The sequence below is a fragment of the Mesorhizobium sp. M0862 genome, assembly GCF_040319795.1.
GTDB lineage: Bacteria > Pseudomonadota > Alphaproteobacteria > Rhizobiales > Rhizobiaceae > Mesorhizobium.
Genome location: NZ_JAMYOJ010000001.1, coordinates 391510 through 417066, shown reverse-complemented (window position 1 = coordinate 417066; position 25557 = coordinate 391510). Strand labels below are relative to the sequence as shown.

Sequence of the window (25557 nt, the reverse complement as noted above, 5' to 3'; positions counted from 1 at the left end):
TTGAAGCCCGGCGCGGCTTCCGCTAAGAAGCCGTGGCTGGCCGGCCTATCGGCTGGTTCGTTTTCAGGTTCCCTGAAGGCACCCGTAGCTCAGCTGGATAGAGCGCTGCCCTCCGAAGGCAGAGGTCACAGGTTCGAATCCTGTCGGGTGCGCCAATTTCTCCCTAGCGCATTGAAAAGCCAAAAGGTATAAGGTTTCAGGACCTTAGACAAAGCCGCCTTGTACACAAAGGGGTCCCACTTGGGCGGTTCATCATGGCGGCTTTGAGCTACATGCAGCGGCGGTCTTCAGGCATCTACGAGTTTCGCAAGCGGCTCCCCTTAGAGCTTGCCGCCAAGCCTGTGCCCCCACATCTCCGCTCCCGGCTAGGCGAGTTGGTCAATCCCGCCACCGGCCACTTCAAGCGGGAGCTTACGGTTTCCCTAAAGACGGTAGACTACAAGCTGGCCAAGCGGCTCGACCTAAGGGAGGCGGTGCGTGTCACTGACCTCCTCGCCTTGGCCTTGCGCCTCTTGAATGGCGGGGCGCTGGACGAAGGGGCAGGCCACCCCGGCTACCCATCACCCGAACAGATTGAGGCGGACACCATCACCGCCCTGCTTGGGGCCGACGAAGAGGAGCGCGAAGAGGGCGACCCTAGGCGGCACGAGCAGACCCCTGAGGAGAGAGCCGCTTGGCCTGACCTCACAGACCCCCGCTTCGGCAAGAAGGGGATGGCAGAGGGGCACCTTGAAGCCCTTGGAGAGCACATCGCCGACCTCCTGCGGGAGTATCGCGCGGCACTGGCGAGACGTAACCCCGAGATCGTCAGGGCGGAGCTTCACACTTACCTGAAGGCGCAGCAGCTTCCGATAGACCCCTCCTCCCCCTTCTACCGTGACGCTGGCCTTGCGGTGCTCAAGGGGCACGTAAAGGCCTATGAGATGATGGGGAGAAGGCAGGCAGGCGATGACATCCCTACGCCCCAGCCTAACGCCGGCAAGGGGCCGCTCCTCTCGGAGGCTTATGACCTGTGGCAGAAGGGCAGCCCTGCGAGGGGAGGAAAGCAGTCCTCACCCCATACCCTTCGCGAGGCAGAGCGGGCGGTGCGCTACTTCACTCAGTGGCATGGCGACCTGAGGCTCGGGGACGTTGGCAAGGAGAAGGCCCGAGACTTCCGCAATGCGCTCGCCAAGATGCCTACGAGGATGACGGACAAGCAGAGAGCCTTGCCGCTTAGGGAGTTGCTTGCCGGGGACCTTGGGGCGCATGAGCCTGTGCATGCAGCGAGCGTGAACAAGTATCTCAACCTGCTCTCGGCGATCATCAGCGCTGCGGAGAAAGAAGGGTTGGTCGATGCGGTGCAGGGCTTCACCAATCCCTTCAAAGGCCTCGCCCTCACGGTAGACCGGCGCGGGGAAGATGGCAGGCGGGCACCGTTCGCCGAGGCGGACCTTAAGGCCATCTTCGGGACAGGGGTCTACACCGCAGGGAAGCGGCCTGAAGGCGGCGGTGGTGATGCTGCCTACTGGTTTCCCATCATCGCCCTCCTCTCGGGGGCGCGGCTCAACGAGATCGCGCAGCTTCGCATCAAGGACCTTCGGCAGGACCCTGAGACGGGCATATGGCTATTCGACATCGGCACCGAGGGCGGCAGGGCCATCAAGACGGCTAGCTCTAGGCGCTACGTACCGGTGCACTCTGAGTTGGAAAGGCTGGGGCTTCTGAGCTACCGGCAAACCTTGCTCGATAGGAAGCCCAAGGGGGGCGACGAGGCCAGCCTCTGGCCAGACATCAAGTCCGCAGACCCATTCTACAGATCGACAGCATGGTCCAAGTGGTTTGGCCGCTTCCTGCGCATTGAAGCCGGGGTGACAGATAGCAACCTTGTGTTTCATTCCTTCCGCCACAGCTTCAAGCGGATGGCGCGGGACGCAGGGGTGCTTGAGGAGACCCATGATGCGCTTACGGGGCATGTCGGCGGGGGCGGTGTTGGGCGAGGCTATGGGGGCGGCTTCGGGCTCAAGGCGCTGGCCGATGCCATGGGGAGCATTAAGGCCCCTCAGGCGGTCCGGGCCTTGCCTAAATGGTCTCGGCGCGGGGACCGTGCAGTAAGGCAGCGCAAAGCTGTCAAAGAGTGAGACGGGAGAGAGGAGCCGAACCCCTTCTAACTTCCTCTCCCCCGCCCCCGTCCCTTGAGCTTAAGGAGACTTCGGGGCAGGCCTTAGAGCAGCGCTCTCAGGAACGTGTGGCTGTGCGCTAGGTCAAAGAGCCTGAAGCTACCCCGCACCAGTGCTTGGTAGTCGGGGCGGCTGAGCAGGGCTGATAGACCCCACTTCACTGCATTATTATCGTAGGACTTGAGTGCCTCTGCCAAGGCCTCCCTCCTCCCCCTGACCACGGTGGGCTTACCGCCAACAATGGCGAGCGCCGAGGCCCTTAGGTCATGGTGGTCCGCTTGCTGCCTGACCACTTCACGCGGGTATGCATCGGCCATCAGGCGGAGGAGCGTAATGCCGCCCTCATGCCCTAGCTCGACATAGTGCCTTTCCTCACCGCCCTTCTGGTTCTTGTCGATGAATAGACCCATGCCGAAGAGGATCAGGACACGGAGCATGAGGAAGCCTTCGGGGTCTATGGTCCGCTCGTTGCGGTCCTTGATGGTGAAGGCGATGGTGGGAGAGTTGGCGGGGCTGTCAAATATCACCCTGGCTGAGGAGATTGGGCCATGAGGAAGGCCGACGAGGAGGAGCGCTAGATTGGCCTTAGGGACCGAGGGGCCCTTCAAGTGCAGGACGGCTTGGTCGTGGTATGCGACGAGGGCCTTGAGGGCCTCCGATGAGGTGGCTGGGTAGTTGGTGGTCGAACGTGACATAGGGGTTCTATCCTTTGCGTTGGTGTTGCTGCTTGGGTGGTGGCCCATTGGCGGGGCCGGGGGTTAGCCGGGGTTCGGCATCTGGCGAGGCGCATAGGACTGCCCTTCCGAGCGAGGCGGTGGCCTCTCGGGCTGGGCATTGCGCTTGTCTTGGGTGATCGTCGCGGAGGGGCGGGCCGGGCTCCTCTAAGGGCCGCTGATGCTGCCTCAAGGGTGACCCATCGAGCAGAGGGCAACGGATGGTATCTCTCAAGGGAGGCTCAGGGCCTGTCCGGCCATGGGGCCGCCCTGAGGGGAGGCAATGATGTGGTCAGTCATCACACCCTCTCCCTCGACTGCTCAAAGGGCTTAGGGGCTGGGGCTGTGGCTCTTGTTCTGCCCCTTCCTTTTTCCTCAGCGGCTTGCTCAGAGTTGGGCAGTCTGAGGGGGCGAAGAGGTGGCTCTAGGGCCAGACCTATTGACCGGTCGGGGCTGCCTTGAGCCGGCTCAAAGGGGAGGGAGATGAGGAATTAGATATGGGTCTATGAGGAAGGCCGGAGGGCTCCTCTTCCTATTACCCCGCCTAACTTTAAGTCTTTGAATTTTCAAGAAAGCCGGCCATGCTGATAAACGGGTACGCCTCAGCGTCAGCCTTAGCCTCATCCTGCCTCGCCTTCCTCGCCTTATCCCGGTGAGTATTGCGAGTTCGTTTGTGGGCACGGTCGTAGTCCTCGAACCGCTGGAAAAGTTCTTCTGGCTGACTGCCGTTGCTTTCCGCCATACCAAACAAGGTCCCAAGCATGTCGCGCAGGCCCCGTATGGTCTTCGCTTTCACACCATGGGTTGAGGCGAGCACTATCGAGCTATCACCGTACAGCTTCGCATATTTATCATTCTTGATGCGTTTTGCGGTGATGGGTTGCACTGAATGTTGCCGTGCAGCAGCTTTGAGCATGGCTGTCCACGCGGCAGCACGCTTAAGGTTGTGCGCTTGGACGCCTCGCTTCACATTCCAATCATCCATTTCGGACCCTCAATACGGAGAGCCGGATGGCGCTCCTTCTTCATCTAAGGTGCACTAACTGTAACCCGTTGAATTTGTTAGCAAGGCATATTCATCCGCGAACAGGCTGTTCCTGTCGAATTCCCACGCTACTCAGCCAACCTCGCCCTCAGCCTGATGACACTTTGCGCTGTCCAGCACCCGCCGCGTGGCGACCGAAAGCCCCGCTGATTGAGAGCGCCGGCTAGCCCCCGCGCCGACAGTGCGCCGGCTGGATCGACATCGCGGACCACATCGCGAAACTCTTCGGCCCGGTCCTGAGCGCCCCGCTTCAAAGTCGCCACCGCCGCCCCATTGCCGAGGCCTCGCAGGCAGTCCGCGCCGTTAGGATTGCCAAGGCGGAGAGGCCGCACCGTGCCGTCTTCAAGCCGCCTCACGGGTTCCTGGCCCTGCGCTACCAACGAGGCGGCTTCCCGGGCCAATGTGTCTCGCTTGACCGCTAGGGCCGCCTTGGTGCGGCTCTGGATCATCTTCCGCTCATGCTCCGCCACCAACGCCAAGACCCCGATAGTGAGGTCGCAGGCATCCGGCATATCGGCTGCCACGAACCGCGCCCCGCTGTCCCGGAGGGTTAGCAGGAAGGCGGCGTTACGGCTGAGCCTGAGCCTGTCCAGCTTGGCGATGATGAGCGTGGCTTGAGCATGCTTAGCGTGGCGAAGGGCTGCCTGAAGCTGGGGCCGGTCGTTGGCCTTGCCGCTCTCGACCTCAACATACTCTCTCAGCGGCTCAGCGGCGGCCCCTGCGCGGCTTCGGATGTAGGCGGCTACGGCTTCGCGCTGCGCCTCAAGGCCGAGGCCTGATGCGCCTTGGCGGGCCGTTGAGACGCGTAGATAGGAAACGAAGAGGGGGACGGTGACGGTGTTAGACATGGGTTCGCTCCTGAGCTATTCCCAAACAGTCTAACGAGGGTTAGGCAATTTGTGAAGGCCTCCTTGCGAAAACTCATCGCCGGGAGAACTGGCACAATCCTATTGAAGGAGGACCGCTAACGAGTGGCCGGCGAAGGAAGCGCCTCGGCTAGCGCAATGCCGGGCGTTGTCAGCCAGTTGTAGAACCCACCCCTTGTAAGCGTTCCCTCGTGCAATCGCAGGATGGCTTCGCAAAAATCGGAGACGTCGATGACGCACAAACGCTTCGCGGCCTCGATAAACGTTGGAACGCTCGGGTCTACACCGGGGCTGCACAAGGTGATGCAAGGGTTGTTTCGCAGCCCCGCCAGTTCTGATGCCGCGAGGACTTCGGTAGCTGCGTTTAAGGGCACCGTCTCCTCATCGCTAACTTTAGATTTCACCTCGACAACAATCGGAACAAAATCCTCAATCGATACAAGGAAATCGGGAAACCCTTGGCGACCGGTCACATCGAGTGGTTGGCAAGGTATCCCAAGCCCTCCTAGCGATATACTGAATGCCTGCTCAAGATCAGTCCCTCGCTTCTCGTACAGCGCGGCTATCTGGTCGCGCAGCATCAAGCGGTCTGCTCGCCGAAGATGCGTCGTCTTAGAGTGATTTCGGTCGTCCTGCCGCCAAGTCCGAGCTGCATTCCGAATTAGGTTGGCTATGCCACCACGCTCTTGCAAGCCAAGCGCTATACGTCGGCGTTCATCCGCTTGATCGCTGCCATCCATCAAATCCATGGGCCTCGAAAGCCCACCCCTTCGCAAGCTCATAATATCATCACGGCGGAGGCGCGACTGGAGGCCGGGCAGTCTTAGTTCGGACATCCAAAGCACATCGCTGGGCACGCCAACCCCTAACCTGATCGACTGACGGCGGATCGCGCGGGCAAGTCGCCTCACGTCTTGAACATCTTCACCATTGCCGCGTAGCGCGATTGGCTTGCTTTCATCGGCCAAGGTCGGAGACGTCACGCTCGAAATAATCTCAGACACCCCTGTAAGAACCCACGACACATCGCGAGCTACCCCCTGAACCGTCCCCAACCTGACCCCCGCCACAATCTTTTCAATTTGACCCCTAGCTGTTCCAGCCGCCCACTCCGTTAATTGCAACGCCCCGTTAGCCGCTCCCGCATCTGCCATCCACGGCTGGTCAAACAAGATTGGGTTCAGTCTAGTCGCGTAAGGGTTCGGCACTGGGCCATTCCGGCCTATTCTCCAGTTGAGGATACGGGTAGCCTTGCCGCCAACAATGCCAAACTCCGGGGACCGAATTGCCGCATGGCTTAGCACAAAGACAAAATCGTCTTCGCTGGTACCGTTCCCGGCCCGATCGATCAGTTGAGTGAGTTGCGCAGAGGACCTTTTCAGCCCCTCGATGAAGAAAATTGCTGTCTCCGGCTTAAGGCCCGAGTGGGCGACGGCAATGCCGAAAGTTGTGACCGTAATCTGTCCATGCAGTTCTATCAGGCAACCGATGTCGCAAAGCCGATCAATTTGACTAAACAACTTGTCTCGCCAGTGATCTATACCAACTAGGTTTCGCTCCCGCTCTCTAGATGCCGTGAGCGTTGATCCGATTAGGTCGAATGCATCCTCTCTGCTTGTGCACAGCCTCCCTGCGAAAATCTGAAGTGTGAGGGTCCCAAAATGGTCTGGCGTAATGCCCAAACCCAGCGGAGCTTGGGTGGTCAGGTCCATTAGCGCTTGAGCCTGCCTACTTTCCTGTACTCCGTCAGCCGTGAGCACAACGTGGCCTGTAGCGACAGCCTGCCCCATCCTGCCGACACGGCCGGCCATGTTTTGGAACTCGTCTCTGCCTATAGGCACATGCGTTTGACGGTCAAAATCCCACCTTCTCCAAGAGGCGAACGCGGCACTACCCAAAGGGAAGTTGACCCCGGCTGCGAGAGTTGATGTGGCAAAGACTACATCGACCTGGCCCGAAGCGAGGCGATCTTCGACGAACAATCTTTCATCTTCGGTCAGTTCGGCGTTGTGATAGGCTGTGCGCCTGCGCAAAGCGTCTAAGAGCGGCTGCTCAACGTCTAACCCGGCAGGGGCATCAAGCTGGCTGGCCGGTCGGGATTGAGCCCACATTCTCGCGAGGTCAAATGTGTCGTCGACCTTCATGCAAAAAACTATGACGGGGTTTCGCTGCTGTTGAAGTAGCTCTCCGATCACACCCATGACATCGCGATTTCGACTAGGCGGCCCTTGTTGCTGCAGCCCTTCAAAGCCCGGACCAGCGGAGACGGAGAGCGTTGCCGAGGGTGTTCGACACTCAATTGTCAATGCTTTTTCGCGATTGGGGTTTCTTATCAAGGTGATCCCCAGCCAACTAGCCAGTGCCTGTGCATCGCCGGGGCTCAGAACCGCAGACAGCCCGACGAACTGCCGCCACCCCGCTCGCCGCATTAACGTCAGGAGAAGTTCGGCGTTTTGGCCGCGATGTTTATCCCCCACCAACTGAACTTCGTCACAGACAAAGCAGACGTTTGTCAGGTCACGCGGCGGCCCACCAACGGACAAGCAGCCCAGAAACTTCTCGTACGTTGCAACCAAGATGACAGAAGAAAGGGGAGCATTTGTTTTCCGACCTGCCGCATCTTCGACACTGTCCCCCGTCGCACAGACAATCGCCGAACGGTCGTTAGCCAGGAAGTCACCAAGAAATAATCTCTTAGCCTCCTCGAATTTCTGTTTGGCCAACGCCCGATGAGAGACGAGATAAACGGCCGTGTAGCCTGCCTCAATGGCTGATGCCACTGTCCACCAACCGATTAGGGTCTTACCGGTCGATGTCGGCGCACTGACAAGAAGACTTTCTCCGCGAGCTACGCCTGCTTCTAAAGCTTCGAACTGAATGTCCGTGAGAAGCGGCATGCCGCTTGCCGCTGGCAAAAGTTCAGGTTTGCCCAAAACTTTGTCAGAGAGTCCATGATCTTTCGGTATGGTTGGCTGCATATTATCCCCCAAATATCGACGAACTATAGCCAGTGCCTTCGCCGTTAACCAGAGGAGTTCGCTATTCTCTGAGTGCTGTCGGCTGCGATGCGTCGGCGGCGAGCCAATGCGGATGGTGCCCAAGCCACATGGTCGTCCCTGGGTCCTTGCCCATGCAAGTAGTCGAAGACCTGACGGAGCCAAGGCTGCCGGTCTTGGGGAGATGCGGGCAGGCCCGCCCCCCCAAAGGACGCGAGGGACAAAACGATAGCGGCTCTCATGCAAATTTCGCCGTTCAGTTCGCGCTACTTTGGGCAGAGACGGTTTTGGAAGTTTGAACGGGTCCCATCGACACCCCAAGGGGGGAAAGGTCGGCCCCGCCCCTGGCAAGATGACCTGTCAGATTATTGACCCCTAAATTCCTTTTGAGGCTTCCACCTTTCCCCCGGCACTGGTACACAGGGGCTACATGGTTGCTTAGAAAACCCTTTAGGTTCAAGCGCTTTGCTGGCTTTACCGCGTCACTGCAAGGGGCCTCACAGGCCACTAAATGGCTCTTCATAAAGCTTCGAGGCAATTTGATGCGTTTGGTCAGGCTTGAGTGTGAAGGCTATCGCGGCCTTTCAAAGGTCTCGATAAATTTTGATAAGCGTCTGACCGTGCTCGTCGGAACCAATGGCTCCGGCAAAAGCAGCATTCTCGACGCACTTACCGTGCTCCTTTCGCAGTACAGCGCACGCTTGGCATCATCCCCGAGCAGCGCTGGGCGCCTGAAGGACACCGATGTCAGATTGGGGGCGAGCGAAACGACGTTAAGGCTAAAGGCTTTCGATGACCGGGTCGGACCGGTCGCGTGGGCTTTAAGAAAGCAAGGTCAGCGCGAGCGTGTCCTACGTCCGACGGGTAGTGACCTTACTGGCCTGAATAGTTTTATAAAGGCCATCGCGGCCGACCAGTCGGACGGTTTAGATTATCTAAGAGGCGAAACCCTGCCGATCTATTATGATCAATCCCGCTCGGTGATTAGAATACCAAAGAGAAGGAGGGATAAGACGAACGATACCGCACTAGCCACTTTTCAGGACGGGATAAGTAGCTGGGGTATCGACTTCAGGAAATTGACGTATTGGTTTCAAGACAGAGAGACAGATGAACTGCGACGCCAAAAAGCTCGCAGTCGCTATGTCGATCACCAGTTAGAGGCTGTTCGTCAGGCTATTACAAAGGCCACGGGGCTGAAGACGCCATTCTTCAATGTGGACGCGCCTCGTGGCATTACTGTCATGAAAGGGCGAACACCACTTCATATAAGTCAGCTATCCACGGGTGAGCAGGTGTTAATGGCGCTAGGTGCCGATTTGGCCCGACGGCTATCAAACATCGCGGCTGATCGAGATCGTCCTTTATCCGGTTCAGCTATTGTTCTCATTGATGAAGTAGAATTGCACCTTCATCCGAAATGGCAGCGTCATTTCATACCTTGGCTCCTTTCCACATTCCCCAAATGCCAGTTTGTATTGACCACTCACTCGCCTCAAGTTCTAGGGAGTGTGCACGCCAGTTGTGTCCGAGTGCTCGCTTCCTCGGCTCGAGGGACAAAAGTTCAGCGAACGTCTGCCGTGTTTGGCCGGGATAGCAACCACCTGCTCAGAAGCGTTTTTGATTCCGATGAGCGCCGAGCAAAGACGCACAAGCTGATCGAGGATGCTGATCGGGCGATAACTGTAGGCGACTATTCGAAGGCCCAGGCGCTCCTAGAAGCTATGCGGGACGAAATTGAGGGCTCGCCGCCGGAAGTGGCTGTCTTGCGAGCGAGATTAAATCGCAGGACACGGACGCCCTTGTGAAATATTCGTCGAAACAAGAGTCTCCAGCACAATTCCTTGAGTGGCTCGCCTTGGAAAATGACGACTGGAAACCAAGTTGGCGTAACTTTTCCGGCAATCCACGCGACGCAACTCTCGCTGCGCTCCTCTCAGAGCAGCATTTCGTGTGCTGCTATTGCGGACGAGCGCTGAACGCGAATCTTTCTGACAGCCACATTGAGCACTTCAGACCTAGGAAGACTTATGGACCAAAATCAGACAACGACCTGAGCCTGGAGTATCTAAACTTCGTTGCTTCATGTGGCAGTGGGAACAGCCTTTCCCCATCTCTTCCAAAAACATGTGGCGAAGCGAAGGGTTCGTGGTTCGACGAGGGTTCCCATATCGCTCCCTGGGATTTGGAATGCGAGCAGAGGTTCGCCTATGGCGTCTCTGGTACTGTTATCCCAAAGTTCCAAAATGACGCGATTGCGGAGGTGATGATTTCAGTCCTTTGGTTAGACAACCCGGCATTGTCGGGCGAGCGAGCGAGCGTGTTGATGGATATTGAGCGAGCTATCGACAGCGGTGAACTGACTGCCAATGATGTTGCCCAAGAAATTGCGTTTTGGACAACACCAGAGCTTGGCGCAAGGCCGACATTTGGACACGTGGCAGCCCGTTACCTTCAGGACGAGTTCGGACTGACATAGCTGCTAATCCTTGCTTCTCGGATGCCGTGGGGTCCAATCTAGTCCCTCCCCATTTTGCCTTCCGGACTTCCGCCAACCACAAAGAACTGGTACACACGGCCGCGACGGCTCGTCAGAAATGTCTTTTGGTTCAATAGCTTCGTCGGATAGAGGGCGTCTCCTGTCGGGTGCGCCAATCTACCCATGTATTACAATAGCTCAGATAACCCTTAAGCGCGTCACGCTGAACGGATCCATGCGACCCGCTTGAAGTCTTTGTTTTAATGGATGTCGTTGTCCCAGAACCGCGGCACTTCTGGGCGACATGCATGAGTGCCCGGGTCTAGGCACGGGCGATCAGTCGATATTCGGTGTTATTGGCGCGTCGATTACCACTTCCGCCCATTCAGTCAGACGCTATGCTGCCGACCATGACACCAAGGTGCGCGTTCCGTCCGTGATGAAGCAAAGTCAACACCGCTTGCATGAGCGGATGACCATTCGCGGCCACCTCGAACCCGCGTCCTTCCTGCCCTGGATCATGCGCCATGCGGCCAAGCTCGGTCTCGCGCACCACATCGCTCATGCAAGCACCGATCGCATCGAACTCGATATTGCCGGTGCGGCGGAACTGATCGACATGATGGAGATGGGATGTTCGCTTGGGCCCATTGAGGTCTGGGTCGAGACGATCGACCGCGCGCCTGTCGAGCAAAAAAACATGTAGCATTGCGTGTGGTTACCGTCCGTTTGCACTTAATTTAACCAATATTGCAATTGCGAAATAATTATGCATACGTCAGCCGCATCGAGCGGTTCGCCAACTCCTTGCGCCGGCATCTCTCTGGTCGGGAAACAGTGGTATCAGTACGGAAAGTAAGGTCATGCTGTCCGACAAGACGGACACCTGGGTGCCGGTCGCCCTTTCCCAGGATCTGCCAACAGGACAGGTAATGCCGGCGCGGACGCCCGCCGGTCCCATTGCCCTCTGGCGAAGCCAATCGGGGCGCTTGGCGGCATCGGCCGATCGCTGTCCGCATCGCGGTATGCGCCTCTCCCATGGCTTCGTGCGCGGCGAGGCGCTCTCCTGCATCTATCACGGCTGGACCTATTCGCAGGCCGGTCAGTGCCTGCGCATTCCTGCCCATCCCAGCCTCACGCCGCCGGAGACGATTCGCGTTGCGACCCGGTTGGTCGAAGAGGCCGGCGGGATCATCTGGGTCGCTGATGGAGAGCCTGACGGCAACCCACCCCTTTTTGAGGGTTACGTGCCGCTCCGTTCATTGACGGCCCGTGCCGGACATTCGGCGCTCTCGGTCGCTGCCGGTACGAAGGCCACCGTTGAAGGATACGTCTGGCAGGCACCCGGCGCGCCGGCAATTCGCCTGCTGCCTATCCCGCAGGAAGCCGGCGAGACGCTGATCCACGTCCTTGTTCCAGCCGATTGCGATGCGTCCGAGCGCATCGCCGCCTCGCGAGCCGCCGAGAGCCTTCGGCGCATGGCCGAAGGGATCGAGGCGAAAGGGGCTGTGCCATGATCGACGATGCGATGCGCGACGAATGGTATCCGGTCGGGCTTTTCAGCCGGCTCGACCGCTATGGGCGCGAGACCACCCTGATGGACGAGCCGATCAAGGTTGCGCTCGACGCCAATGGCGCGGCGAAAGTGACAGGCGAAAACGGGCGCGTGCTGCCGGTTTCGGTGCGCTATGGCCATATCTGGTCGTCGCTCGGCGAACCGAAGAAACCGGTCTTTCCGATTCCCGAGGCAGACCAACCCGGGCGCCGCTTCGTCGATGTCGGCGTGGTGCGGGTGCGCTGCTCGCCGCTCCGCGCCGTCGAGAACTTCCTCGACATCGCGCACTTCCCCTTCGTCCATACCGACATCCTCGGCTCGGAGCCACATACCGAGGTCGAAAACTACAAGGTCGAGATCCGCGAGGAAGAGGACGAGGTCTGGGCGACCCAGGTGAAGTTCTACCAGCCGCAGGCGGCGAAATCCGCGAGTGGAGGTATCACGACGGAATACATGTACCGCGTGCCGGCCCCGACCTGCTCAGTCCTCTACAAGACCTGCCCGCCGCGCCCGGGCGAATGGGATGTCATTACGCTATTCGTCCAACCGCTTGCCGAGGATCTCTGCGACGTCTGGCCGTGGATGGCGCTTTTCGATGACGAGACGCCACAGACCGACCTCATCCATTTCCAGCAGACGATTTTCCTGCAGGACCGCTCGATCCTCGAAAACCAGATCCCGCGTCTTCTGCCGCTCGATCCCGGTATGGAAATCCCGACGCGCGCCGACTTGACCTCGATCGCCTATCGCCGCTGGCTGAAGCGCCACAATTATACCTACGGCGCGCAATTGGTGGCACAATGAAGCTTTACGACTACATCCTCTCCCCAAGTTGCTACAAGGTGCGCCTGATGGCGACGCTGTCAGGTGTGAAGCTCGAAATCCGCCCGGTCGACTTCCATCCCGGCGCCGAGCATCGTGGCCCCGAGCTTATGGCGCTTAATCCGGGAGGCTCCATCCCGATCCTTGAAGACGGCGACCTGATCCTGACCGAGTCTTCCGCCATGCTTGGCTATCTCGCCGCGAAGGCAGCACCGGCCTGGCTCGGCAGCGGCGCCCCCGAGGAGACGGCGCGCATCCAGCAATGGCTTTCCTTCTCGCACAGGCTGACCGCCAACCTCGGCGGCGCGCGCCTGCATGAGATGCTGCTGCGTCCCGGTGACATCGGTGCGCTTCAGGCCAATGGCATAGCGGCATTGCGTGAGCTGGAAGCCGGCCTTTTCGAACAAAAAATGCGTGGCGATCGGTTTCTCGCATCCGACCGGCCGACGATTGCCGACATTGCCTGCTTTCCCTACGTCGCGCTCGCGCCCGACGGCGGCGTTTCCCTCGATCCGTATCCCACGATCCGACTCTGGTCGCGAGCGCTCCGCAGCCTCGACAATTTCATCGAGATGCCCGGTATCCACCGGCTGCACGAGTTGAAGCCCGAACCGCGACCCATACCGGACGAGGCGTGAGGTGACCGGCTATCTCCTGAAGAATTGCGCAGCGGTCATCACCGACGAGGGCAGGGGTCCGAGCGTCCGGCGCAATGTCGATGTGCTGACGAATGGCCCGCAGATCGAGGCAATCGGGGAAGGCCTGCACAGAAGCGAGTTGCCGGCCGGTACTATCGTGCAGGACGCCGACGGCTGGTTCGTCTATCCCGGCCTCGTCAACACGCACCATCACTTCTTTCAGTGCTTTGTGCGCAACCGTGCCGACCTCGACTGGACGAAGCTGTCGGTCATCGAATGGCTCGACCGGATCTATCCGATCTTCTCCCGGCTCAACCAGGATTGTTTCTACCACGCCTCGATCACGGCGATGGCAGAGTTGATAAAGCACGGTTGCACGACGGCCTTCGACCACCAGTACAATTTTCCGCTCCATGCCGGAAAACGGCTCATCGACCGGCAGTTCGAAGCGGCCGACCTTCTCGGCATGCGTTTCCACGCCGGCCGCGGCGGCAACACGCTGCCAAAATCGGAAGGGTCGACCATTCCAGACGAGATGCTGGAGACCACGGACGAATTCATTGCCGACTGCGCACGCCTCATCGACACTTATCACGACACCAGTCCCTTCAGCATGCGTCAGGTCGTGGTCGCTCCCTGCCAGCCGGTCAACTGCTACCGCGAGACCTTCGTGGAATCGGTTTCGCTGGCGCGTGATCGCGGGGTGCGGATGCACACCCATGTCGGCGAGGGCGAAAGCCCGATCATCGAGGCCCGCCATGGCATGCGTACGGTGGACTATCTCGAGGACCTCGGATTTGCCGGCCGAGACACTTTCTATGCCCATTGCTGGGAGCTGACGCATGACGAACTGCGGCTGATGGCGGCGAGCGGCACCGGTGTCTCGCATTGCCCGGAGCCGGTCTATCTGGTGGGTGCGGAGGTGACTGATATTCCCGCCATGTCCGCCTTTGGCCTGCGCGTCGGTCTCGGCTGCGACGGTGCTGCCTCGAACGACAATTCCAACCTCATGCACTGCATCCATTCCGCCTACATGCTGCAATGCCTGGCTGCCTCGACGCGCGCTCATCCCGTGCCTGCGCCGGTCGATTTCCTCGGCTATGCGACAACGGGCGGGGCCGCGCTTCTGGGCCGCAATGACATCGGCCGACTGTCGCCCGGCATGGGCGCCGACCTCTTCGCGATCGACACGCGCCGCATGGATTATGTCGGCACGCGCCACGATCCATTGAGCCTGATCGCCAAGGTCGGTATCGGCATGCCCACCGACATGACCATGATCAACGGCCGCATCGTCTGGGAGAAGGGTGCGTTTACCGGGCTGAACGAGGCCCGGCTTGCTGCGAACGCGGAAGCCGCCTTTGCCGCGGTGGAATTCTAACAACTTAAGACAGGGGAACTGACATGCTGAACTATCTGACCCGCAGAACTCTGATGAAGGGCCTTGCCGCGACAGGGCTTGCCGGCGCGCTTGGCAGCCGTCCCGCCTTTGCGGCCGACGAGCCGCTCGGTATCACGCTCGTGCTCCCGTCGCCGGTCGGCGATGTCGGCTGGGGCCATGCGCTCGCCGCCGGCCTCGAGCCGGTCAAGGCCGCATACGGCGACAAGGTGAAGATCACCGTCATCGAGAACATCGCCGAAGGGCCGGACGCCGACCGGATCATGAACAAGACCGTCGCCGACGGTAACAAGTTCCTGATCGCCGGCTCATTCGGCTACCAGAATGGTGCATTACAGATCGCCCGCCGCGATCCTGCGGTCACCGTGCTGCATGCCTCCGGCTTCCAGACCGCGCCGAATTTCTCGCCCTTCGCGGCGAAGTATTTCCAGGGCACTTACCTGCTCGGCATAGCCGCCGCAGCTCTTTCCAAGACCGGCAAGGTCGGCTCCGTCTCGGCCTTCGCCATTCCGGAGCTGATCACCTCGATCAACGCATTTACGCTCGGCGCACAGACCGTAAATCCCGATATCGAGGTATCGGTCGTCTGGGTGAACTCCTGGTTCGACCCGGCCAAGGAACAGGAAGCCGCCAAGGCGCTGATGGCACAGAACTGCGACGTGATCTTCTCGAACGCGCAGGACACACCCTCCGTGATCTCGGCCTGCGAGGAGGCTGGCGTCTACGCGTTCAACCTCAATTCGTCGATGAAGAAATATGCACCGAAGAAATATCTCGGCTGCATCGCGACAGACTGGTCGCCCTTCTTCAAGGCTTCCGTGGATGCCCATCTCGCCGGAACTTTCAAGGGCGCCAACACCTTCCTCGGCGTCGCCGAAAAGGTGGTGGAGGTCGTGGACTGGAACTCAGATATCCCAGCCGACACGATGACGAAGATCAAGGAAGTGGCGGCGAAGATCGCCGACGGCAGCTTCTCGCCCTTCACAGGTCCAATCACCAAGGCCGACGGCAGCGAAGCCGCCGCCGCCGGTGCGACGATAGCGGATCCCGAGATCGTCGCGATGGACTGGCACGTCAAGGGTGTCACCACACCACTGCCGAAGTAAGTCATGACCCCGCCCCTTCTGTCGCTCCGCGGCATCTCGAAGAGCTACGGCCAGATCCGGGCCAACCAAGCCATCGATCTGGACGTGGCGCCCCAATCGATCCATGCGATCCTCGGGGAGAATGGGGCGGGCAAATCGACGCTGATGAAGCTCATCTATGGCGTTGAACAGCCGGACGAAGGCACCGTCGTCTGGAACGGAGAGCCTCTGCGCCTTGCCTCGCCGGCTGAGGCACGGCGCAGGGGCATCGGCATGGTCTTTCAGCATTTCTCGCTGTTCGAGACGCTGACTGTCGTCGAGAACATCCAGCTCGTCGTCCCCGGCGGCAAGGCGGAGCTGGCGGCGCGCATCCGCAGCCTCGGCCAGGATTTTGGCCTTGAAGTGGATCCTCTCGCCGATGTGCACGCGCTCTCGGTCGGCGAACGGCAGCGGGTGGAGATCATCCGCTGCCTGATGACGGACCCGAAGCTGCTCATTCTCGACGAGCCGACCTCGGTCTTGCCGCCGCAGGCGGTGAAGAAGCTGTTCGACACGCTCAGGCGCCTTCGCGACCGCGGCGTGTCCATCCTGTTCATCTCCCACAAACTGGAGGAAATTCGCACGATCTGTGACCAGGCGACGGTCTTGCGTGGAGGGCGCGTTATCGGCACCGTCGACCCGCGCGACTATGATGCGCACGACCTCGCCCGGATGATGATCGGCCGCGACATGCCCGAGGTGATGCCCGCGTTGGCCATGCCCGAGGGGGAGAAGCGGCTGGAAATAATCGACATGGACTACACGCCGGACGACCCCTTTGCCACGCCGCTCTCCGGCATCAGCCTCACGGTACGATCAGGCGAGATCCTTGGCATAGCCGGAATATCGGGCAATGGCCAAGGCGAGCTTGCCGCGCTCATCTCGGGCGAAGCGATGCTGCTGAAGGAACAACGCGACCGGATCTACATGATGGGCCGCGACGTAGGCACACTCGATCCGGCCGCGCGCAGGAGATTTGGCTTCGCCTTCGTGCCCGAAGACCGGCTGGGACGCGGCGCGGTCCCTGAAATGTCGCTCGTGCTCAACACCGTTCTTACCGCCCATCCTTTCGATCTCGTGAGGCGCGGCCTCATCAACAGCGCCGCAGCGACGGCTTTCACCAGCGAATGCATCCGTCAGTACGACGTCCGCGCCTCCGGCCCGGATGCCGAAGCAGGCTCGCTGTCCGGCGGCAACTTGCAGAAATTCATCGTCGGTCGCGAGATGATGCTGTCGCCAAAACTGCTTTTCGTGGCGCAGCCGACCTGGGGTGTAGACATTGGCGCTGCATCCGCCATCAGAAGGCGGCTCATCGCGTTGCGCAACCTGGGCGTGGCGATCCTCGTAATTTCCGAGGAACTCGAGGAACTTTTCGAACTCTGCGATTTCATCCAGGTGCTGCATCATGGAATGCTGAGTCCGCCTCTGGTCACGCGGGACACGCGCCCCGAAGACATCGGCAGATACATGATCGGAGCACATGCCTCGCCAGAGAAGGTTCCTGCATGAGCGTTTGGGCCGCGACGTTCCTCCCCGCGCTCGTCCGCCGGGAGCATGCCTCGCTCGTCGCGGCCATGCTGGCCCCTGCTGTCGCGCTTGGCATGGCGATCATCCTCAATCTGGGCCTTTATGTGCTGATAGGCCGAGATCCGGCGGCCGTCCTGTACGCGATGCTTCTCGAGCCGTTCCTCTCCTGGGCATCGTTCGCGGAGGTGCTGCTGAAGGCGGGGCCTCTTCTCCTCATTGCTCAGGGGCTGGCGATCGGTTTCCGCGCAAAAGTGTTCAACATCGGCGCGGAGGGCCAGTTTATCCTGGGCGCTATTTTCGCCTCGGCGATCCCCGTCTGGTTTCCGCAGGCGACCGGGCAGTGGATCTGGCCGCTGATGCTGCTTCTCGGTGCCCTCGGCGGTGCACTTTGGGCATCTATCACCGCCTTCTGGCGCGTCAGGCTCAATGCGAACGAGATCCTGGTCTCCTTGATGCTGAGCCTCGTTGCGGCGCAAGTCCTCAACTACCTGCTGCTCGGCCCATGGAAGGACCCGGCCGGCTTCAATTTCCCACAGTCCGTCATGTTTCAGAACGACGCGATGGTGCCGACCCTGATCACCGGTACCCGCGTCAACGTCTCGCTGCTCATCACACTTGCGCTCTCGCTGGTGGCCTGGGTTTTCATGCAGCGAAGCTTCATGGGGTATAAGCTCAAGGTCGGCGGCCTTGCCCCGCGCGCGGCCGGTTACGCCGGCTTCAGCGAAGGGCGTGCGATTTGGCTATCGCTTCTGATCGGTGGCATGGCGGCGGGACTGGCAGGCGCGGCGGAAGTCGCGGGTCCGCTCGGCCAGCTGCAGCGCTCGATCTCGACCGGCTACGGTTATGCGGCCATCATTGTCGCCTATCTCGGCGGCTTGCATCCAGTCGGCATCATCTTTTCCGCGCTCTTCATGGCTGTCCTCTATATCGGCGGCGACAATGCGATGGTGTCGGCAAACCTGCCGATCGCCGCCGTCCGCGTCTTCCAAGGCAGCTTGCTGCTCGCCTATCTCGGCGCTGTGGCCTTCGTGCGCTACCGCATCGAGTGGCGCCGCCCCCATCACCTGAGCCAGCCATGAACGCCGTCGAGTTCATTATTTCGGGCATGCTCGCAGCGGCAACCCCCTTTCTCCTTGCCGCACTCGGCGAGTTGGTGGTCGAGCGCGCCGGTGTTCTTAACCTCGGCGTAGAGGGCCTGATGGCCCTCGGCGCGGTGCTCGCGTTCATCGTCGTCTACCACGGCGGTGGACACCTGCTGGGGTTCGTTGCCGCCGGCCTCGGTAGCGCCGTCCTGTCCCTCGTCTTTGCAGTGCTGGCACTCGGATTCCGGGCAAACCAGGTCGCGACAGGCCTTGCGATCGGCATTCTCGGCCAAGGCCTTTCGGCGCTGTTCGGCAAAAGCTACGAGAGCTTGACGGTGAAGGGGCTCCCGAAACTTGTCTTTCCCGGCCTCTCGGAAATCCCGGTAGTCGGCAGGCTGTTTGTCCAGGACGTCGTCGTATGGCTTTCCCTTGCCGTGACGTTTGCGATCTGGGCGATGTTTGCCTATACGAGAGTCGGCCTTGTCGTGAGGGCAATCGGCGAGAATCCCAAGGCAGCCCACGCCATCGGCTATCCGGTCATCGCTATCCGTGTCGCGGCCATAGCTTTTGGTGGCATGATGGCGGGTTTTGCCGGCGCCTATGCGGCGGCGGTGTACACGCCCCTTTGGGCGGACGGTATGATTGCCGGACGTGGCTGGATCGCGATCGCACTCGTTGTCTTTGGTACGTGGCTCGCTGGCCGCATCTTCCTGGGTGCCTGCCTCTTCGGCGCGGTTTCGCTGATGAGCCTCGCCGCCCAGGCGACCGGTCTGGACTTGCCATCGCAACTGCTTTCCAGCCTTCCCTATCTCGTTACGATCGTCGTGCTCGGTGTCATCTCGGCGGACCGCCGCTTGCTCAGGCTGAACGGTGTCGCCTCGCTTGGCGAACCCTTCGAACGTTAGCCGGGATGAAAGTGGATTTGCGAAACTCGGCGTAAGTTGAAGAGATTCGAAACGCCAGCGGACGATCGGCATCCGATCCAAAGGGCAGAAACGCCAAACGGGGCGAAGGTATGCCCGCAAGGGTAGCGCTGACGCCGTCGACTGCGAGCAGCGGAACGATGTGACGCACAACGCGCCCGACATCGGTGGAGATCGTCGCGGGTTTCTTGGGTCGTCCCCTTTTCTGCAGTACGAGCCCCATTCTCGAGGTCCATTCTCCACCGCAGCCTAGCGAAGCGGCGTCGCAAGATGGCCTGAGGCATGCGCCCGGTAAATTCCCGCATGCGAGCACTCGTCCTGCCTGTCTAAGGTTCCGAGTCTAACCGCAAATCCTCGATTTTTTCCGCCAATTCCAAAATATATATTCCGATCGCCGCAAGCAGCCATATCAACGATTTCCAATACTACCTATTCTCGCAGAAACTAAAAACGCTACACTCGCGTAATCATATTGGTAACGGATGCTGTTCAACCTGCGTACAGGCAACCAACACGGGGAGCGTCATTATGGATTTCTTTAAAAGTTTAACAAAGGCCTTGGCCGGTGGCGCTGTTGCCGTGGCTTTGTGCTTTCCGGCTGGCGCGGGCGGGGTCAGTGTGGGCATCGGCGGCAGCGGTGGGGTGGGCGTCTCGGTCGGCGGCAGTGGCGGCGGGCTTGGCGTCGGCGTCTCGGTCGGCGGCAGCAAGGGCGCCAATGTCGGCGCAACGGTCGGCGGCACCAGCGGCACCACCGCCAGTGTCGGCGCTACGGTTGGCGGCACCAGCGGCGTTGCGGCCGGCGTCGGCGCATCGGTGGGCACGGGCGTCGGGGTCGGGGTCGGCGCAACCGTCGGCAGCGGTGTCGGGGTCGGCGCCGGTGTCGGGGTGGGCAATGGGGTGACGGCCGGGGTCGGGGTCGGCATTGGCGCACCGACCGCGCCCACCAGCCCTCGGGATCCCAACACGCCGGCGGTGCCGACGCGACCGGCGGTGGTTGCCATCAGCGCCATGTCGGCCGGCCAGATCGCCAAGATGAAGAAACGCTGCGCCAGCGTGCTCAGCGGCAAGGGCACCTACGACCGGGACCTGAAGGAGCTCTGCCGGATATTGGCGCGGCGCTGAGTACCGCAACATCGCATGTGCCGTGGTGCATCAGTCTCTCAGCCAGCCCCAATGCCGCAAGGTGGCGGGCATTCTTAGGGAGAGAGCTTTGCCGAGCGGTTCAGCGTTTCGCGGAAAGGCGGAACCGGTCAGGCTGTGCGCTTTCATCGGCGGTATTCTGCATGGCTTGGTCGCCGAGCCGAAGGAAGCGCGCCGCCCGGTTGCGGCCTTAATCTGACCTCTGCCGTCCGTCCGGTCACCCGTTTGGGCCGGCTCGAAGATTCGCCTCTGGCCTTTTGTATCACCCGCTCTAGCTGCTTTGTGTTAGGCTCGTCATGTTAGCCTTGTCTTGCTGATGGAGGTTTTGATGGATCGGCGATCATTCTTGACAGCATTGTTTGGCGTTGCGGGGGCCGCGGCGCTTGCTACCGCGGTTCGGCCTCTCGAGGCCGTGGCCGGGGTTCCCAATGTCGGCAACGGCATTCTCGATGAACTCGACAAGCAGGATGCCAATTCGTTTGATGACGACGAAGGCGCTGGCGATGTTGAGCAGATCTCGCATCGGCGATGGCACCATCGTCGCCACCACAGGCGGCATGTCTGGAGACGGCACTGCCGCACGTTCTGGCGGCATGGCCGGCTGCGCCGGCGCTGCTATCGCAGGCGCTCCTTTGTCGTCTTGCGGTTCTAACCGCGGCACGTTCCCGGATAGTCCCTGCCCTGAGGCACAACCACCAAACAGACCCATCCCGATTTGCATCGGGATGGGTTGGTTCAGCTTTATCCAGCCACAGCTGCCACCGACTCCCGCTCGACCAGCGGGCATTCCAGCTTGGTGATGGGATAGCGGCCGCGGCCGGCAGGCGGCGGCACTTCGAGCTGTTCGATCGCCCATTGGCCCATCGCCATGTGCGGCAGGATCGATGTCGTCAGCGGCGGGAACAGGTGACGGGCGATCTCCTCGTCGTCATAGCCGACGACGGAGATGTCCTGCGGGATGTGCAGGCCCGCCTCCTTCAGCGCTTCGTAACAGCCGATGGCCGTGCGGTCGTTCTGGCAGAAGATAGCGGTCGGACGCTCTTTCAGCGCCAAAAGCTTCACGGTCGCCGCGTAGCCGGCGCTCGCCGACCAGTCGCCCTCGACCACCAGTTCGGGATCGAACGGGATGTCGGCGGTGGCGAGCGCCCTGCGGTAGCCTTTGAGCCGGTCCTGCGCGGCCTGCATCCACGGCTCGCCGGTGATGGTGGCGATGCGGCGGTGGCCGTGGCCGATCAGATGCCGGGTCGAGTTCTGGCCGCCGGCGATCTCGGACGGCACCACGGCCGGGAAGGCATAATCGGCCGTGTAGCAGTTGAGCAGGATGACCGGGATGTCGAGGCCGTAGAGGAAGTCCGGTGCCGTGATCTCGCGGGTGAAGATGGTCATGTAGATCAGCGCCGAGATGCCGCGCCTGGTGAGCGCCGCAATGGCGCGCGGCTCCATGACGGAGTCGCCCATCGTCTGCGCCACGAGCAACACATTGCCGGCGTTCCACGACGCCTGGCGCGCGCCCTCGATGGCGACAACGGCTTCCGGGCTTGTCGCCAGCTGGTCGACAGCGAAACCGATGACACCGTCAAGTCCATCGAAGGCGGCAACAGGTTTGCGCAGCGCCGAGAAGGCGGGTGCTGCGTAGCCGAGCGCACGCGCGGCGTCGATCACCCGCTCGCGCGTCTGCTGCGACAGCCGGATGCCGGGCGAATCGTTGAGCACGAAAGAGACGGTCGCCTGCGAGCAACCGGCTGCCCTGGCGATGTCGGTCATGGTGACGCGGCCGCCCTTGGCGGCTCTCGCCGGCGCCTTGCGCCGCTTCGCCGTGTCGTCCGGATCCCTCGTCTCGCTCATGGCATTGCGTCCCAATCCCCAGCCTGTCTAGTCGCAAGCCTGCCACACCGACAAGATGGTGTCGCGCCGTCGACCAATGGAAATAGTCGAAGGCGTTTATCTTTATTAGCAGCTTTGAAGTTCGCCGCCATGCCGCTTCGGGCCGCGTGAAATTTGAGGACTGCAAGGCATCTGCTTGCGCGAAGCCGTGCTGCACCTGTTCGGGCAAACTAGACCTAGGGCCACCGCCGAGTGTCCGCGCGAGACCTCTGCTAATAGTGTTTACTAATACAAAACGACGCTGTAACGTCAATCCGCCGTGTCCGGTCAGGTGGGACCCCGTGCGGCGAGAAGTGCACGTGAATGGCCCGATGGCGAGCGGGGTTTGCCTCCGCAAGCCTGGTCTCGGACATGTGATATGTCAGACAAATCAGACTATTTACGAGCACGGGATGAGTCTCTAAAGTCCGTGATCGCGACCGACGACGCCATTCTTCAGCGCCGGGAACCCCTGAGGAGGAGGGCGTCCAAATCGCGAGCGGCAAGTCAGTGAATGCAAGATCGGTTCAGTCCGACGACTGAGCCAAAACGGGAGGTTGAACATGAAATCCTTGATACGACATGCATCCGTGGCCACCGCAGCCCTGCTGCTTGGCCTGACCGCGACAGCCATTGCGCGCGCCGACGACAAGCCGACGCTGGCCTTCGTCGTCAACGGCGCTTCCGATTTCTGGAAGGCCGCCGAAGCCGGCGTCAAGAAGGCGCAGGCCGAATTGCCCGACTACAATCTCGAACTCAAATATCCCGAGCAGTCCTCGGTCGCCATCCAGCAGCGGCTGATGGACGATCTGGTGACCGCCGGCGTCAAGGGCATCATGGTCTCGGCCGTCGACCCCAAGACCTCGACCGACGGTCTGAACAAGATCGCGTCGGAAACGGCGCTGTTCACCACCGACTCCGATGCCCCGCAGACCAAGCGCGTTGCCTATATCGGCTCGTCCAATGTCGACGCCGGCAAGCAGGCGGCCGAGATCGCCAAGAAAGCGATGCCGGACGGCGGCAAGTGCCTCGGCTTCGTCGGCCTGCTCGGCGCCGACAATGCCAAGGAACGCATCCAGGGCATGAAGGACGGCCTCGCCGGCAGCAAGATCGAACTGGTGGACGTGCGCGGCGACGACATCGACCAGGCGCGCGCCAAGAAGAATGTCGAGGACGCGCTGGTCGCCAGCCCCGACATTACCTGCATGGTCGGCTTCTATTCCTACAACACGCCGCGCATCTATGAAGCGCTGCGCGACGCCGGGAAGCTCGGCTCGATCACCGTCGTCGGCTTCGATGACGATCCGATCACGCTGGGCGGCGTCAAGGAAGGCACCGTGGCGGCGACCGTCGTGCAGCAGCCCTTCGAATGGGCCTATCAGGGCATGAAGCTGATGGCCGCCTATCTCAAGGGCGACAAATCAGGCATTCCGGAAGGCGGCCTGATCATCATCCCGACCAAGATCATCGGTAAGGACGATGTCGACGCCTATGCCGCCAATCTGAAGGCGATGTCCGGAAACTGAGACCACGAGCAGTTGCGCCGGCTCAGGGTTCGCCTTGAGCCGGCGATCGTGTTGACGGGTCTGCCAAGGCCCGTCAGTCTGTAGCCCACCGGCTGCTGGCAAGCCTGATCAAATATGGCGTGATGAATTATTCCGACCCATCTATCGTCGCAACCACCCCGTTCCTCGGCCTCGAGAACGTGCGCAAGACCTATCCGGGCGTGGTGGCGCTGGACGGCTTTTCCATGGAGGTCAGGCCGGGCGAGGTGATCGGCCTGGTCGGCGAAAACGGCGCCGGCAAATCGACCTTGATGAAGATCCTCGGCGGCGTCACCAGGCCAGACAGCGGCGCCATCACCGTCGACGGCGTTGCGCATGACGGGCTTACCGTCGAAGGCAGCCTGGGGTCGGGCATCGCCTTCGTCCACCAGGAACTCAATCTCTTCGAAAACCTCGATGTTGCCGCCAATATCTTCTTCGGCCGCGAGCCGTTGCGCGGCGGGCCGCTGAGATTGGTCGACCGCGCCAAGCTGCGCGAAATGGTGGCGCCACTGCTGAAGCGCGTCGGCGCCAATTTCTCCGCCGATACGCCGGTTGCCTCGCTGTCGCTGGCGCAGCAGCAGATGGTCGAGATCGCCAAGGCACTGTCGATCAAGGCGCGGCTGGTGATCCTCGACGAGCCGACGTCGAGCCTGCCGCTCGCCGAAACCGACAAGCTGCTCGACGTCATCAAGGCGCTGAAGGCCGATGGCATCAGCGTCATCTTCATTTCGCACCGGCTGCATGAGGTCGAGCGCGTCGCCGACCGCGTCGTGGTGCTGCGCGACGGCATGCTGGCTGGCACCTTGCCGAAGAGCGCCATCAACCACGACCAGATGGTCAAGCTGATGATCGGCCGCATGCTGAAGGAGCGCGAGAAGGCCTCCGAGGCGGCTCGGGCGCCGGGCGCCACTGCGCTCTCGGCCAAAGCCATCCGCACCCCCGCCTACCCTGCCCGGCCGGTCGACCTCGACATCAGGCGCGGTGAAATCCTCGGCCTCGCCGGCCTTGTCGGCTCCGGCCGCACCGAACTGGCGCGGGTGTTCTTCGGCATCGACAGCACGCTTGGCGGTGGGCTCGAACTCGACGGCAAGCCGCTTGTGCTGGGTTCGGCGGCCGATGCGGTCGCGCATGGCATTTTTCTGGTTCCGGAAGACCGCAAGCTGACCGGCATTTTGCTTGACCTGTCGATCGCGCAGAACATCTCGCTGCCCAACCTGCCGGCGCATGCGAAGCGTCGACTGGTGTCGGCAAGCGCCGAGACCGCCACCGCCGAGAAGCAGAAGAGCAATCTCGGCATCAAGGCGCCGTCGGTGCAGACGCGAACCGGCACGCTGTCGGGCGGCAACCAGCAGAAGGTGGTGCTGGGCAAATGGCTGGCGATGAACCCGAAGGTGATGATCCTCGATGAGCCTACGCGCGGCATCGATATCGGCGCCAAGGCCGAGATTTACGGGCTGATGCGAGCCTTGGCCGATGCCGGCGTCGCCGTGCTGATGATCTCCAGCGACATGGAAGAGGTGATCGGCGTGTCCGACCGCATCGCCGTCATGCATGAGGGCCAGATCTCGGGCATTCTCGACAAGGAACAATTCAGCCAGGAAAACGTGCTGTTGCTGGCGGTCGGCAAGCCGGCAAACTAGCGGGCTTCAGGCGATTGCCGGTCCGGCGCATTGGGGAGA

General features: G+C 61.1%; 21 protein-coding genes and 1 tRNA gene. 16 read left to right on the top strand and 6 right to left on the bottom strand.

The genetic code is table 11. The features are described 5' to 3' along the window. Window positions 1-78: 78 nt before the first annotated feature. Both NKI15_RS02080 and NKI15_RS02075 read left to right on the top strand, forming a co-directional pair. A tRNA-Arg gene (locus NKI15_RS02080) sits at window positions 79-155 on the top strand. A gap of 99 nt (window positions 156-254) precedes the next feature. After that, window positions 255-2120 (top strand): site-specific integrase, encoded by a 1866-nt coding sequence (locus NKI15_RS02075; protein WP_352515101.1) that lies wholly within the window; start codon window positions 255-257, stop codon window positions 2118-2120. Window positions 2121-2203: 83 nt separating this feature from the next. Here NKI15_RS02075 and NKI15_RS02070 read toward each other — a convergent pair whose 3' ends face one another. The 4 genes from NKI15_RS02070 to NKI15_RS02055 all read right to left on the bottom strand — a co-directional run bounded on the left by NKI15_RS02070 (window position 2204) and on the right by NKI15_RS02055 (window position 7884). Then, a complete protein-coding gene (locus NKI15_RS02070) occupies window positions 2204-2854 on the bottom strand; it encodes a hypothetical protein (protein ID WP_352515102.1) in 651 nt (216 codons plus the stop codon). Between the two features lie 568 nt (window positions 2855-3422). Next, window positions 3423-3857, bottom strand: coding sequence for a hypothetical protein (locus NKI15_RS02065; RefSeq protein ID WP_352514446.1), 435 nt, complete (start codon window positions 3855-3857; stop codon window positions 3423-3425). Window positions 3858-3985: 128 nt separating this feature from the next. Then, window positions 3986-4765 (bottom strand): recombinase family protein, encoded by a 780-nt coding sequence (locus NKI15_RS02060; protein ID WP_352514445.1) that lies wholly within the window; start codon window positions 4763-4765, stop codon window positions 3986-3988. Window positions 4766-4881: 116 nt separating this feature from the next. Next, window positions 4882-7884, bottom strand: a complete 3003-nt coding sequence (locus NKI15_RS02055; protein ID WP_352885647.1) for a DEAD/DEAH box helicase — start codon at window positions 7882-7884, stop codon at window positions 4882-4884. Window positions 7885-8321: 437 nt separating this feature from the next. Between NKI15_RS02055 and NKI15_RS02050 the strand changes: the two genes are divergently transcribed. The 12 genes from NKI15_RS02050 to NKI15_RS01995 all read left to right on the top strand — a co-directional run bounded on the left by NKI15_RS02050 (window position 8322) and on the right by NKI15_RS01995 (window position 20450). Continuing rightward, on the top strand, window positions 8322-9587 hold the full coding sequence (locus tag NKI15_RS02050) for an AAA family ATPase (RefSeq protein WP_352514442.1): 1266 nt from the start codon (window positions 8322-8324) through the stop codon (window positions 9585-9587). Beyond that, window positions 9584-10258: a retron system putative HNH endonuclease gene (locus NKI15_RS02045; protein ID WP_352514441.1), complete on the top strand. Its 675-nt coding sequence runs from the start codon at window positions 9584-9586 to the stop codon at window positions 10256-10258. Before NKI15_RS02050 ends, NKI15_RS02045 begins: the two co-directional genes overlap by 4 nt. Before the next feature lie 439 nt (window positions 10259-10697). Further along, window positions 10698-10964 carry an acylphosphatase gene (locus tag NKI15_RS02040; protein WP_023742258.1) on the top strand — a complete coding sequence of 89 codons (267 nt, stop codon included), beginning with the start codon at window positions 10698-10700 and terminating at the stop codon, window positions 10962-10964. Window positions 10965-11121: 157 nt separating this feature from the next. Continuing rightward, window positions 11122-11775 carry a Rieske 2Fe-2S domain-containing protein gene (locus tag NKI15_RS02035; protein ID WP_352514440.1) on the top strand — a complete coding sequence of 218 codons (654 nt, stop codon included), beginning with the start codon at window positions 11122-11124 and terminating at the stop codon, window positions 11773-11775. Continuing rightward, the gene (locus NKI15_RS02030; RefSeq protein WP_352500100.1) at window positions 11772-12617 is read left to right on the top strand and encodes an aromatic ring-hydroxylating dioxygenase subunit alpha; all 846 of its coding nucleotides are present in this window, start codon (window positions 11772-11774) and stop codon (window positions 12615-12617) included. Before NKI15_RS02035 ends, NKI15_RS02030 begins: the two co-directional genes overlap by 4 nt. Next, window positions 12614-13273 carry a glutathione S-transferase family protein gene (locus NKI15_RS02025; protein WP_023671213.1) on the top strand — a complete coding sequence of 220 codons (660 nt, stop codon included), beginning with the start codon at window positions 12614-12616 and terminating at the stop codon, window positions 13271-13273. The genes NKI15_RS02030 and NKI15_RS02025 overlap by 4 nt, the downstream gene beginning before the upstream one ends. Window position 13274: 1 nt before the next feature. Then, on the top strand, window positions 13275-14654 hold the full coding sequence (locus NKI15_RS02020) for an amidohydrolase (protein WP_352885646.1): 1380 nt from the start codon (window positions 13275-13277) through the stop codon (window positions 14652-14654). Between the two features lie 26 nt (window positions 14655-14680). Then, the gene (locus NKI15_RS02015) at window positions 14681-15778 is read left to right on the top strand and encodes a BMP family ABC transporter substrate-binding protein (protein ID WP_196814159.1); all 1098 of its coding nucleotides are present in this window, start codon (window positions 14681-14683) and stop codon (window positions 15776-15778) included. A gap of 3 nt (window positions 15779-15781) precedes the next feature. Further along, window positions 15782-17305 (top strand): ABC transporter ATP-binding protein, encoded by a 1524-nt coding sequence (locus tag NKI15_RS02010; protein ID WP_352514438.1) that lies wholly within the window; start codon window positions 15782-15784, stop codon window positions 17303-17305. Continuing rightward, window positions 17302-18402 (top strand): ABC transporter permease, encoded by a 1101-nt coding sequence (locus NKI15_RS02005; protein WP_023695008.1) that lies wholly within the window; start codon window positions 17302-17304, stop codon window positions 18400-18402. Before NKI15_RS02010 ends, NKI15_RS02005 begins: the two co-directional genes overlap by 4 nt. Further along, the gene (locus NKI15_RS02000; protein ID WP_023734807.1) at window positions 18399-19310 is read left to right on the top strand and encodes an ABC transporter permease; all 912 of its coding nucleotides are present in this window, start codon (window positions 18399-18401) and stop codon (window positions 19308-19310) included. The genes NKI15_RS02005 and NKI15_RS02000 overlap by 4 nt, the downstream gene beginning before the upstream one ends. A 546-nt stretch (window positions 19311-19856) precedes the next feature. Beyond that, on the top strand, window positions 19857-20450 hold the full coding sequence (locus NKI15_RS01995) for a hypothetical protein (RefSeq protein WP_352514437.1): 594 nt from the start codon (window positions 19857-19859) through the stop codon (window positions 20448-20450). Window positions 20451-20808: 358 nt separating this feature from the next. On the opposite strand, the gene NKI15_RS01990 is transcribed toward NKI15_RS01995, so the two are convergent. After that, window positions 20809-21063, bottom strand: a complete 255-nt coding sequence (locus tag NKI15_RS01990; RefSeq protein WP_198024972.1) for a hypothetical protein — start codon at window positions 21061-21063, stop codon at window positions 20809-20811. A 146-nt stretch (window positions 21064-21209) separates the two neighbouring features. Further along, a complete protein-coding gene (locus NKI15_RS01985) occupies window positions 21210-22313 on the bottom strand; it encodes a LacI family DNA-binding transcriptional regulator (protein ID WP_031193979.1) in 1104 nt (367 codons plus the stop codon). A gap of 581 nt (window positions 22314-22894) precedes the next feature. On the opposite strand from NKI15_RS01985, the gene NKI15_RS01980 reads away from it, so the two are divergent. Continuing rightward, window positions 22895-23857 (top strand): sugar-binding protein, encoded by a 963-nt coding sequence (locus NKI15_RS01980; RefSeq protein ID WP_023684049.1) that lies wholly within the window; start codon window positions 22895-22897, stop codon window positions 23855-23857. A 122-nt stretch (window positions 23858-23979) separates the two neighbouring features. Then, a complete protein-coding gene (locus NKI15_RS01975) occupies window positions 23980-25518 on the top strand; it encodes a sugar ABC transporter ATP-binding protein (RefSeq protein WP_023672351.1) in 1539 nt (512 codons plus the stop codon). Window positions 25519-25557 lie beyond the last annotated feature (39 nt).